Raw genomic sequence first — 557 nt, 5'->3', positions numbered from 1 at the left:
CCGCCGATCACTTCGTCGGCGACGAGCAGGATGTCGTACTTGCGGCAGATCCGCTGGATTTCCGGCCAGTACGTCGACGGCGGGAAGATCACGCCGCCCGCGCCCTGGAACGGCTCGCCGATGAACGCCGCGACGTTCTCCGCGCCGAGTTCGAGGATCTTCGCCTCGAGCTGCTGCGCACGCGCGAGGCCGAACGCTTCGGGCGTCTCGCCGGCTTGGGCTTCGCCGAAGAAATACGGCTGGTCGATGTGCACGATGTTCTCGACCTTCGACGGCATCTGCTCGTGCATGTAACCCATCCCGCCGAGCGTGCCGCCCGCGATCGTCGAGCCGTGATAGCCGTTCTTGCGCGAGATCACGTATTTCTTCTGCGGCTTGCCCTGCACGCGCCAGTACTGGTGCACGAGACGCAGCACGGTATCGTTGCCTTCCGAGCCGCTGTTGCAATAGAAGAAGTGGTTGAAACCCGCGGGCGTCACTTCGGCGAGCATCGCCGACAGTTCGATTACCGGCGGGTGCGTGGTCTTGAAGAACGTGTTGTAGAACGGCAGTTCCTG

Annotated in this window: 1 protein-coding gene; it reads right to left on the bottom strand. The window is 63.4% G+C overall.

The features are described 5' to 3' along the window. On the bottom strand, positions 1–557 hold a 557-nt coding region (locus tag U4012_RS35630), incomplete at both ends, for an aminotransferase class III-fold pyridoxal phosphate-dependent enzyme (RefSeq protein WP_321804577.1).

The sequence above is a fragment of the Burkholderia sp. BCC1988 genome, from assembly GCF_905339895.1.
In the GTDB taxonomy this organism is placed as follows: domain Bacteria; phylum Pseudomonadota; class Gammaproteobacteria; order Burkholderiales; family Burkholderiaceae; genus Burkholderia.
This window is presented reverse-complemented; position numbering and strand designations above follow the sequence as displayed.